Genomic DNA, 10,482 nt, shown 5'->3' with positions numbered 1-10,482 from the left:
CCCTCCCCGGGTCCAAGTGGGCCGCGCAGGCCGGGGTGGGGGCGGGCCGGGTGCGCGGACCCCAAAAAGTCCGGCGCATCCGGCCCGCCCCCACCCCGGCCCAACCGCGGGTTCACAGAACTGTGGCTCGGCACCCGACGGGCGCCGTCCAACCTCTTCGTGGCTCGCGGGCAGGGGCGTTTCGGTCACAGGCAGTCCTCCGTGGCGTTGGCGGGGAGGCGTCGGTGTCCAATCAGATCTGGCGGCTTATGGCCAACCCCGTGTCCTGGATCGCCGACGACTCCCTACGCATAAGTTTAGCCAAAGGCGCGACTGACCGCGAAGTCGGTGCCGTCGCGCAGGATGTAATAGCAGGCGCGGGCCAGCTTGTGCGCGACCGTCTTAATGGCGACCACGCCGTTGGTCTTGGCCCGCTTGCGCTGGTAGTAGCGCTTCACCGTGGCGTTGTAGCGCACCGCGAAGTTCGCCGCTTCCAGATAGGCCCAGGCCAGGTACTTGTTGCCGCTCTTGGTATTGCCGTGACCCTTGCGCTTGCCGTTGGACAGGTGTTCGCTGCCGACGCAGCGGCAGTAGGACGCGTAGTGGCCAACCTGGCTGAAGCGCGCCACCGGCCCGGTTTCCAGCATGATGGTCAACCCCAGCACGGTGCCGATTCCGTTGACAGTGAGCAGGTGCCGGTAGGCGGGGCGCAGTTTGACCTGCGCCAGCGCCTCACGTTCCAGCAGCGCGATGGCCGCGTCTTGGGCCCGCATCACCAGCAGGTTGCTCTGCACCGCCAGCGCTTGGTTGGGGTCGGGCAGCAAGCCGCTGACCGCCTCCGGCGTGAGGTGCCTGACCTCATTGGCACTCAATGACTTACCGCGGTTGCGGGCAAACAGGTTCTGCACTGCGAGCAGGTTCGCCGTATGCTGTTGCACCAACCGCATGCGCCGCCGCAGCAGGTCGCGCACCGCGCGATCTTCCTTGGGATAGATGTAGCCCTCGGGCAACAGTCCCAGGCGCAGCAACTTCGCCAGCCAGCGGGCGTCCGAATCATCGTCGCTGTACTTGAGTCCGCTGTACTGCACGATGGCGGCCGTGTTGGCCAGGTGGACCCGGTAGCCGGCCTCCATCAGGGCATCGACGAGCCAGTACCAGTTGTAGGTGGACTCTACCACCAGGCCCACAATCGCCTCGCGGTGGGGCGCCAGGGCCGCCAGGACGCCCGCGGCCTCGTTGGCCAGTCGCGCGCGCAGCACCACGCGATCTTCTTCGTCCAACAGGGCCACGACATTGTTGTTTGAGTGCAGGTCGATCCCGCCGTAAAGTTTCATGGTCGACTCCTCCTGTCCGGTCTTCAGTTCGGGTTGATCCCTACCTAAACTGTAGGCCAACGGGCGGGGTCGGCTAGATGATCATCAGGTCTTGTTTTTTTCCTCCCGTCATGAGGGGAACAGGGGCAGGGGACTGGGGTCAGTCAAAAGGCAAGGCCTGACCCCATGACTCGCCATGACCGTGACCCCATGACCGCCACGACGCGGCGGACCGCTCCAGCAGGCCCAGGGCACGCATGTGACCATCGACCCGGGGGTGGCATTGCGGGCGAGGTTCTGGCGCCGCTGGCCTTCGAGCAGCAGGGGGCCGACGCCACCGAGATTTCGCACGCGAAACCACCGGGCCGCCGTTGATTTTCGATCATCACCACCGCAGACTCTTCCCGAGGCTTGCGGGTGTCCGTGCTGGTAAACTTCCCAAAGCTCCTAGCAGGCCGAGACTGAAGCCATGTTGATTGACATCCCCGCCCCGATGACAGCCACCGAAGAAGATGCGTTTTTCGCGGACTTCGAGCAACAACTTGCAGTCGACGACGGCGAGGCCGCCGCGGCGCACCTGCGCGCCGGTCGCCCCATTTACACCGCCGAGGCCGATACCCCCGCCGGGCACGTCATTCGCACCTGGCCGGATCAGCGCCGCGAACTGGTCCGTTTCGACGCTGATGGATCGATCGTTCTCGTGCGCGCGCTGGCAACGTGAGACCGCAACTCTGGATCGTCGCCGGACCAAACGGTGCCGGCAAGTCCACGCTCACCGGGAAGTACCTGCGTCACCGGGTCCCGATCGTCGACCCCGACGAGATTGCTCGCCGTCTCAATCCGACCGATCCCTCACTCTCCACCGTCGCACTGCAAGCGGGTCGCTTGGCAAGCGCCGAACGCACTCGCATGCTTCATTCCAATCTCAGCTTCGCCGTCGAGACTACTTTGACCGGCCGGGGACCTCGAATCCTGATGCGCCAGGCATCCGCCATCGGGTTCAAGGTGAACCTCATCTATATCGGTCTGCACGACGTAGCGCTGTCGCTTGGCCGGGTTCGACAACGTATCGACGATGGCGGTCATTCCGTACCCTTCGCCGATATTCATCGGCGATACCCCCGGAGCCTCGCTAACTTGGCGGAAGCATTGGCGTTGACTGATCGCGCCTTCGTCCTCGATGGGTCGGGAAGTCGCCGCCGGCTTTTGTTGTCGCGGGCGGATGGCCGCGTCAAGTGGAGTGCCGCTACTTGGCCTGACTGGGCCGCGTCCGCAATCCCCGTCGCGTTGCGGGATCGCACGCTTGAACCTAAGTGATCAGCCGAAAAACCGGTAGCCGGCCCGCCCCATCGGGATGTGGATCAGCCAGAGCGCGGACAGGTGGGGCGGGTAGAAGGCATAAAAATGACATTTTTGCCGAGATTAGGACGGGCGAAAGCGGCGAGACCAAGAGGCCCGATTAGCGACACGACAGCCTGGGATCACTGGAAGGTCCAGCGGGCTGGGCGAGAAGCTGCGGTAGGTCCCCTGGTCCACGAGGCTGCCTGACTGGTACTGTCTCATGCCTGCCGCTCCACGCTGGAAACTAAAATAGGGTTGAGCGTTATTTTAGTTATCTCAGAAAAAATAAAACAAGACGGACTGTTGTTCTTGAGCGAAGCGGCTGGCAACTGTCCCGTGGTAACTGGTACCGGGGTCCTCTGCAGCATCCTATGTGTGCGACTTGCCTCATGAAACTGGAGCACATCGAGTGGCAAGCGGTGCCGGGATCGTCTGCAGCATCGTAGGGACCGATTTTCTGCGGAAAATTCGTGCGGGGGGCTCCTCTGGGCACCCGATTTTGAGCGCCTGCAGACCCCTGGGGTAAGCGTCTCAGTTGTCTTGCCCTGAGCACCCACCCCCTATATACTGTGTCGAGAAGAGTCGCCGACACAAAATATAGTATTTCACTGGGGGAGGGCCTGCCATGGGGACCGCGCACACCAACATCGCCAGCCTGCCCCTGCGGGTCCTCAAGCGCGACGGCCTGGAAGTCCCCTTCGATGCCGCCAAGATCGAGTCCGCCATCCTGCGCGCCGGCCAGGCGAGCGGCGAGTATGGCGACATGGAGTCGCGCCTGCTGACCGCCCAGGTGGTCAAGGTGCTGGCCCACCGCTTCGGCCACACCAAGGCGCCGGACATCGAGGCGATCCAGGACGTGGTGGAGCAGACGCTGATCGCGGCCAACCACTTCGAGACCGCCCGCTCCTACATCGTCTACCGCGAACAGCACACCCGGCTGCGCGACCACACCCGCACCCTGGTGGACGTGGCCGCCTCCATCGACGAGTACCTGGACCGCTCCGACTGGCGGGTGGCCGCCAACGCCAACCAGGGCTACTCGCTCGGCGGGCTGATCCTCAACACCTCGGGCAAGATGATCGCCAACTACTGGCTGTCCCACGTCTACCCGCCCGAGATCGGCGAGGTCCACCGCGACGGTTCCATCCACGTCCATGATCTGGACATGCTCTGCGGCTACTGCGCCGGCTGGTCGCTACGCACCCTGCTGCATGAGGGGTTGAACGGGGTGCCCGGGCGGGTCGAGGCGGGGCCGCCGCGCCACATGTCGAGCGCCGTGGGCCAGATCGTGAACTTCCTGGGGACCCTGCAGAACGAGTGGGCGGGCGCCCAGGCCTTCTCCAGCTTCGATACCTATATGGCCCCCTTCGTGCGGACGGACCGGCTCGACTATGCCCAGGTCCGCCAATGCATCCAGGAATTGATCTACAACCTGAATGTGCCCTCGCGCTGGGGGACCCAGTGTGTCGATGCGCAGACCGAGTGTCTGACCGAACAGGGCTGGAAGCACTACGACCAGCTTCAGACCGGCGAGCGCATCGCGACCTTCGATTGGCGCAACAATCGTCTGGAGTATCTGGAGCCGCTGGCCGTGAAGGCCTATGAGTTCGACGGCGACATGTACGTCCTGCGCAACCGTACCCAGGAGCAATGGATCACCCCGGGGCACAAGGTCCTGCGCAAGGTTTTCAACAGCGATAACCGCTGGGTCCTGGAAGACATCGAAGAGGTCGCGGCCCTCAAGTCGCCGGTGATTATCCCGAACGCCTGGGAGACCGATTCGACGCTCGAGATCGACGACCGGGTGGTGATGCTGCTGGCCTGGGTGGTCGCCGAGGGCAACTTCGACTTCAGCGCCGGGCGTCGCCGGATCAGCCTGTTCCAATCGACCGGCCATCCGGAGAACGCGGCCGAGATCGCCTGGCTGCTCGAAGAACTGGGCCTCTCCTATCACCTGCTGGAGAAGACCGGGACCTACTCGAACTATCCCGTCTACCGTTATCGCCTGAACCAGGAAGGCAGTGACTTCGTGCTGGGCCATCTGGAGCGCAAATGCGTTCCGGCGGTGATCCGCACCCTATCTGTCCGTCAGATCCAGCTTTTCCTGGACACCTACATCAAGGGTGATGGCAGTATCGAGCCGAACGGCCGCACCCGGATCTACACCAACGATCGCGACAACCTGGATGCCCTCCAGGAGCTTTGCACCCTGGCCGGTTACGGCAGCAGCGTCTATACGCGCAAGGACTCGGGTGTCCATGTGCTGAACCTGATCCGCAACCGCGAGACCTATATCCAGCTCATCGAGCGTCGCCCTTACAAGGGCAAGGTCTGGTGCCCGACGACCCGTAACGGCACCTTCGTCGCACGCCGCAACGGCAAGACCTTTATCACCGGCAATACACCCTTTACGAATCTCACCTTCGACTGGGTCTGCCCGGAGGACCTGCGCGATCAGGTCCCGGTGATTGCGGGCGTTGAGCAGCCCTATACCTACGGCGACCTCCAGGCCGAGATGGACGTCATCAACCGCGCCTATATCGAGGTGATGACGGAGGGCGACGCCAAGGGCCGGATCTTCACCTTCCCGATCCCGACCTACAACATCACCCCGGACTTCCCCTGGGAGAGTGAGAACGCGGACCGGCTCTTTGCCATGACCGCCAAATACGGCCTGCCCTATTTCCAGAACTTCATCAATTCAGAGCTCTCGCCGAACATGGTCCGCTCCATGTGCTGCCGCCTGCAGCTCGACCTGCGCGAACTGCTCAAGCGCGGTAACGGGCTCTTCGGTTCGGCCGAGCAGACCGGTTCGGTCGGTGTCGTCACGATCAATTGCGCCCGCCTGGGCTTCCAGCACGCGGGCGACGAGTCGGCCCTGCTGGCGCGCCTGGACCGGCTGCTCGAACTCGCCCGCAACAGCCTGGAGATCAAGCGCAAGGTGGTGCAGCGCCACCTGGACGCCGGGCTCTTCCCCTATACGAAGCGCTATCTGGGGACCCTGCGCAATCACTTCTCCACCATCGGGGTGAACGGGATCAACGAGATGATCCGCAACTTCACCCGCGACCGGGAGGACATCACCACGGATGTCGGCCAGGCACTCGCCATCCGCCTGCTCGACCGGGTGCGTGAGCGCATGGTGGAGTTCCAGGAGACCACGGGCCACCTCTACAACCTGGAGGCGACCCCGGCGGAGGGGACCACCTATCGCTTTGCCCGCGAGGACCAGAAGCGCTTCCCCGGCATCCTCCAGGCGGGGACGGCGGACGCGCCCTATTACACCAACAGCACCCAACTGCCGGTGGGCTTCACGGACGACCCCTTCCAGGCCCTGGCGATGCAGGAGCCGCTCCAGTCACGCTATACCGGCGGGACCGTGCTGCATCTGTATATGAGCGAGCAGGTCTCCAGTGTGGAGGCGTGCAAGCGGCTGGTGCGCCGCGCGCTCACCAACTTCCGCCTGCCCTATATCACCGTCACCCCCGTGTTCTCCATCTGTCCCAAGCACGGGTACCTGGCCGGTGAGCATGAATTCTGCCCGGTGTGCGATGAGGAACTGATCGCGCGCAAGCGGGTAAGCGCGTCTTTGTAACGAGTCAAGAACAAGTTAGACACCATCGTTGTCGTTGTCGTTGTCGTTGTCGTTGTCGTAATCGGAATCGGAATCGGAATCGGAGAAACGATGCAGTTTGGGGTGCCAGAGAATCCGCGGCGCTACGATAATGTCGACAACGACAACGACAACGACAACGACAACGACAACGACAACGACAACGGCGCTCAAGGCATTCGCTAATGGAGATTAGTGAACCGTTCCTAGCCGCACATGAACACAAATCAGTCGGCCCCGCCACGCCGACCGCGATCGAGCAACGAGACGAGGAGATCGAGACCATGAATGAACTGACCACCGCCAGCCTGAACCCGCAAGAGCGCACCCGCTGCGAAGTCTGGACCCGGGTCATGGGCTACCACCGCCCGGTCGCCGCCTTCAACGTCGGCAAGCGCGCCGAGCATGGCGAGCGCTGTTACTTTACCGAGAACCCGTGCGGCACCCCGCTGCGCGTGCCCCAACAGGCCGCTGCCTGAGCCGCTGAAGGGCTTACCGTGAAAGTCGTGCAACGGCACTGTGGGAGCGGCTTTAGCCGCGACGGGTGGCGTGGGGAACGCAGCGTCGGAGTTCGTGCCGCGACACCGCGTCGCGGCCGGAGGCCGCTCCCACAAGGAACTTTCATGTTCCGGGGTGACGGACAAGCCCTCATGGCCGTTAGCCGCAGAGAATCGTCATGGGAATCGCCCAGTCACCGTCGATGACGGGCGCCGCGCCGGTGCCGCCAGCGAGCGCCCGGCGGGAACTGCGCGTCGGCGGCCTCATCCCCCTGACCACCGTCGACTACCCCGGCGAACTCGCCGCCGTGGTCTTCTGCCAAGGCTGCCCCTGGCGCTGCCGCTACTGCCACAATGCCCACCTGCTGCCCCCGCGCGCCGCGGGGCTGATCCCCTGGGCCCAGGTGCGCGCCTTCCTGGAAGGCCGCCGCGGACTCCTGGACGCGGTAGTCTTCAGCGGCGGTGAGCCGACCCTCCAGCCCGCACTGGGGGCGGCCATGACGCAAGCCCGCGCCCTGGGCTTCAAGGTCGGGCTGCACAGTTCCGGGGCCTATCCGGCGCGCATCGAGGCGCTGCTGCCGCTGCTCGATTGGGTCGGGCTCGACATCAAGGCCCTGTCGGCGGACTACCCGACCATCACCGGCGTCCCCGGCTCAGGCGAGCGCGCCTGGGCGAGCCTGCGCCTCCTGCTCGCGGCCGGGGTGCCGCTGCAGGTGCGCACCACTCCCATGCCCGGCCGGGACCGCCCCGCCGACCTGGCACCCCTGCGCGAGCGCCTCGCCGCGCTGGGCGTGCGCGAGCACCGCGTCCAGCCCTGCCGCACCGGCCACACCCTGGATCCGACCCTCGCCGCCGAACTGGCGCGGGTCCTGTAATGCCACAGCCGTTTCAGCGCGGCAGGCGATCAGGTGGCGATAGATGGGGTTGACCACCCGGAGCGGACGCAGTGATCCTGCGCGCGCAACCCGCTCCCGGTGGAGGTGCTGCGTGACTGCGGCCATGTGGACGCCCGCGGCATGGGGGTGCCGCAAGATAGTGCCGCTGATCCGCGACTATACGGGAAGCGAAGCGGTCTTCGAGGCGAGCGATGATTTCCTGCGAACCACCTTGCCGGCCAAGCTGACTGAGCAGGCAACCCGGTGAGCCGAGTTACCCGCGGTGCAATTACCCAAGCATTTCCATACCACGCTTCACCATTCCCAATCCTCCTGTTCCTTGGGTGTCTCCGTGATGCCTTCCCAGGCATTCGCATCGGGCTCAGACTGATAGTTCTCAAACCAGCCGGCACGGACAGGCTTGGCTGGACTGATGATGAGGCATCCGTTTTCCACTGACAAATCGATGCGATCTGTGATGTCACATTCGGCGAGCAAGGAAGCGGGGATGATGATGCACCGGTCGTTGCCGATCTGGCGCAGGGTGGATTGCATAGAGTATAGAGCGAAGATTGGACGAGGGTAGGAGCCCGAGTGAGCCAAGTCGCTCTTGAATTTCTTCAAATCGGCTCATTACAGTCTCCTACGTATAGCGATGAAAGAACAAATTGCGTTACAAAAAGTCGCGTTCCGAGATGCGGCTAAGCTGGCGGCCCCCGCAAGCTGACCCAGCAATCCGACATCGAGACTCAGCCGTCGTCGAGCCCGGCCTAGGTCACGCCCTTTCAGGGCTAGACATCTTAAATTATGTAACCCAGGGCGTTGCCCTGGGCTGGTATGTCACGCCCCTGCGGGGCTCTGGTTCGGGCCATTGCCCGCCTGGCCCCGCCGCTGCGGTACGGCGCTCATCACTTGGCATTAAACCACTTGAATAATCGCCCAGCGGGCGATTATTCAAGCCTCGACCATCTGGTACAGGGTGTTCCCCGGCCGCACCATCGGCAGGACGTTCTCCGTCTTGTCGACCCAGCAGTCCACCAGCACCGGATGCTCTTGGGCCAGCGCCCAGGCAACCCCCTCGCGCAGTTCCTCATTGGTGCGGATGCGCAGGGTCTTGAGTCGGGGGTAGACGTATTTGAGCCCGGTGAGGTTGGGGATCTGGCGGCGGCAGCCTTCACCGCTGTCGGTACAGTCCGGGTCGCACTCGGCGGTACGCGAGAGGCAGGTCTCATAGTGCATCCCGGCGTCCATCATGTCCTCCCATTGGCGGACCATCCCCAGGAAGTTGTTGTTGAGCACGAACATTTTGAGCGGGATCCGCTGGGCCACGACGGTGCCCAGTTCCTGGATGTTCATCTGGAAGCTGCCGTCGCCGTCGATCAGGACCACCGGGCGGCTGCGGTCGGCGAACCAGGCACCGATGGCCGCGGGCAACCCGAACCCCATGGTCCCGAGCCCGCCGGAACTGATCCACTGGCGTGGACGCTGGAAGCGGTAGTACTGGGCCGCCCACATCTGGTGCTGGCCGACCCCGGTGACCAGGGTGGCATCACCGCCGGTCAGTTCGGAGATGGTCTCGATCACGGCCTGGGGCTTTAGGTTGGGGCCGCTCTGGTAGGGCTTGGGCAGTTGGGCGCGCCACTCCTGCACCTGGGCCATCCAGTCCGGGTGCCGGGCGTCCCGGCCGCTCGCCAGGGCATAGTCCAGGAAGGCATCCGCCCCCGCGACCAGGTGCAGATGGGTCGCGACCGTCTTGTCGATCTCGGAGGGGTCGATGTCGACCTGGGCGATCTGCTTGTCGGCGGCGAAGCCGCGCACTGCCACGCGGTCGTCGAAGCGCCCGCCCAGGGTCAGGATCAGGTCGGCGTCGCGCAGCGCATAGTTGGCCGGGATGGTGCCGTGCATCCCGGGCATCCCCAGGTTGTGGGGGTCCTCAAAGGGGATCGCGCCCAGTCCGTTGAAGGTGGTGGTCACCGGCACCGCGAAACGCTCCGCGAAGCGGCACAGGGCGGCGGCGGCCCCGGCGTGGATCACGCCGCCGCCAGCCTTGACCACGGGGCGCGCGGCGGCGGCCAGGGCGGCGAGGATGGCGTCGGCCCGGGCCGGGTCGAAGGGGATCGACTCGCGGTAGCGACGACGGGGCGGGTTGCTGTGGGTCAGGGGCGCGAGCTGCACGTCCTTGCAGATGTCCACCACCACCGGGCCGGGGCGACCGCTGCCGGCCAGGGCATAGGCCTCGCGCAGCACCCACTCCAGGTCACGCACGTCCTTGACCAGGTAGTTGTGTTTGGAGATGGCCCGGGTGACGCCGACCGTGTCGACCTCCTGGAAGGCGTCGGAGCCGATGGCACCGCTCGGCACCTGCCCGGTGATGAAGAGCGTCGGGATGGAGTCCTTGTGGGCGTCCGCGATGGGGGTGGTGAGGTTGGTCGACCCGGGTCCGGAGGTGGCGAGCGCCACGCCCACTCGGCCGCTCACGCGGGCATAGCCTTCCGCGGCGTGCCCGGCCCCGGACTCCTGGCGGCACATGATGAAGTGCGGGCAGGGCGTGCCGCCGCGCAGGCGTTTGTTCAGCTCGACATGCAGCGGAATCACGGCCCCGCCGGTGTGGCCGAAGATGGTCTCGACACCGAGATCTGTCAACACATCGAATAACACGGCGGCGCCGGTGCGCAAGGCGAGGGTCTCTGGGGCATTCATGGGGATCGGGTGGGTCCTGGGAAACGGGGAGGCATGGTGCCCATGATCCCAGAAAGCACAGTGACCTGTCAGCCCAGCGTGAACAAACGGGTGCGATCAGAACTGATGTGGTGACCGAGATCCCGGGCACGCTGTCGTTGTCGTTGTCGTTGTCGTAATCGAGT

Annotated in this window: 9 protein-coding genes; 6 read left to right on the top strand and 3 right to left on the bottom strand. The window is 64.6% G+C overall.

The window, feature by feature from the left end; all coding sequences use genetic code 11:
- Positions 1-296: 296 nt before the first annotated feature.
- Positions 297-1,313, bottom strand: a complete 1,017-nt coding sequence (locus tag QZY48_RS05660; RefSeq protein ID WP_295428848.1) for an IS110 family transposase — start codon at positions 1,311-1,313, stop codon at positions 297-299.
- A gap of 448 nt (positions 1,314-1,761) precedes the next feature.
- On the opposite strand from QZY48_RS05660, the gene QZY48_RS05655 reads away from it, so the two are divergent.
- The 6 genes from QZY48_RS05655 (at position 1,762) to QZY48_RS05630 (ending at position 7,886) form a co-directional block, all read left to right on the top strand.
- Positions 1,762-2,013: a hypothetical protein gene (locus QZY48_RS05655; protein ID WP_295428846.1), complete on the top strand. Its 252-nt coding sequence runs from the start codon at positions 1,762-1,764 to the stop codon at positions 2,011-2,013.
- On the top strand, positions 2,010-2,609 hold the full coding sequence (locus QZY48_RS05650) for an AAA family ATPase (protein ID WP_295428844.1): 600 nt from the start codon (positions 2,010-2,012) through the stop codon (positions 2,607-2,609). Before QZY48_RS05655 ends, QZY48_RS05650 begins: the two co-directional genes overlap by 4 nt.
- A 649-nt stretch (positions 2,610-3,258) precedes the next feature.
- Positions 3,259-6,228: a ribonucleoside triphosphate reductase gene (locus QZY48_RS05645; RefSeq protein WP_295428843.1), complete on the top strand. Its 2,970-nt coding sequence runs from the start codon at positions 3,259-3,261 to the stop codon at positions 6,226-6,228.
- Positions 6,229-6,530: 302 nt separating this feature from the next.
- Positions 6,531-6,725 (top strand): anaerobic ribonucleoside-triphosphate reductase, encoded by a 195-nt coding sequence (gene nrdD, locus QZY48_RS05640; RefSeq protein ID WP_295428841.1) that lies wholly within the window; start codon positions 6,531-6,533, stop codon positions 6,723-6,725.
- 197 nt (positions 6,726-6,922) lie between these two features.
- Positions 6,923-7,618 (top strand): anaerobic ribonucleoside-triphosphate reductase activating protein, encoded by a 696-nt coding sequence (locus QZY48_RS05635; protein ID WP_295428840.1) that lies wholly within the window; start codon positions 6,923-6,925, stop codon positions 7,616-7,618.
- 112 nt (positions 7,619-7,730) lie between these two features.
- The gene (locus tag QZY48_RS05630; protein WP_295428838.1) at positions 7,731-7,886 is read left to right on the top strand and encodes a hypothetical protein; all 156 of its coding nucleotides are present in this window, start codon (positions 7,731-7,733) and stop codon (positions 7,884-7,886) included.
- Between the two features lie 47 nt (positions 7,887-7,933).
- On the opposite strand, the gene QZY48_RS05625 is transcribed toward QZY48_RS05630, so the two are convergent.
- Together QZY48_RS05625 and ilvB are read right to left on the bottom strand one after the other, a co-directional pair.
- Positions 7,934-8,173: an AbrB/MazE/SpoVT family DNA-binding domain-containing protein gene (locus QZY48_RS05625; RefSeq protein WP_295428836.1), complete on the bottom strand. Its 240-nt coding sequence runs from the start codon at positions 8,171-8,173 to the stop codon at positions 7,934-7,936.
- A 399-nt stretch (positions 8,174-8,572) separates the two neighbouring features.
- Positions 8,573-10,318 carry a biosynthetic-type acetolactate synthase large subunit gene (gene ilvB / locus QZY48_RS05620; protein WP_295428834.1) on the bottom strand — a complete coding sequence of 582 codons (1,746 nt, stop codon included), beginning with the start codon at positions 10,316-10,318 and terminating at the stop codon, positions 8,573-8,575.
- Positions 10,319-10,482: the final 164 nt, after the last annotated feature.

Origin of the sequence: uncultured Thiodictyon sp. (assembly GCF_903828115.1) — a bacterium.
Taxonomy (GTDB): Bacteria; Pseudomonadota; Gammaproteobacteria; order Chromatiales; family Chromatiaceae; genus Thiodictyon.
The sequence above is the reverse complement of the archived record's forward strand: the minus strand, read 5'-3'. Positions and strand labels throughout refer to the sequence as shown.

Bases quoted from the DNA above. Each gene is read 5' to 3' on its own strand.
- nrdD (WP_295428841.1), top strand. From the start codon at position 6,531: ATGAATGAACTGACCACCGCCAGCCTGAACCCGCAAGAGCGCACCCGC.
- QZY48_RS05660 (WP_295428848.1), bottom strand. From the start codon at position 1,313: ATGAAACTTTACGGCGGGATCGACCTGCACTCAAACAACAATGTCGTG.
- QZY48_RS05655 (WP_295428846.1), top strand. From the start codon at position 1,762: ATGTTGATTGACATCCCCGCCCCGATGACAGCCACCGAAGAAGATGCG.
- QZY48_RS05625 (WP_295428836.1), bottom strand. From the start codon at position 8,173: ATGCAATCCACCCTGCGCCAGATCGGCAACGACCGGTGCATCATCATC.
- ilvB (WP_295428834.1), bottom strand. From the start codon at position 10,318: ATGAATGCCCCAGAGACCCTCGCCTTGCGCACCGGCGCCGCCGTGTTA.
- QZY48_RS05645 (WP_295428843.1), top strand. From the start codon at position 3,259: ATGGGGACCGCGCACACCAACATCGCCAGCCTGCCCCTGCGGGTCCTC.
- QZY48_RS05635 (WP_295428840.1), top strand. From the start codon at position 6,923: ATGGGAATCGCCCAGTCACCGTCGATGACGGGCGCCGCGCCGGTGCCG.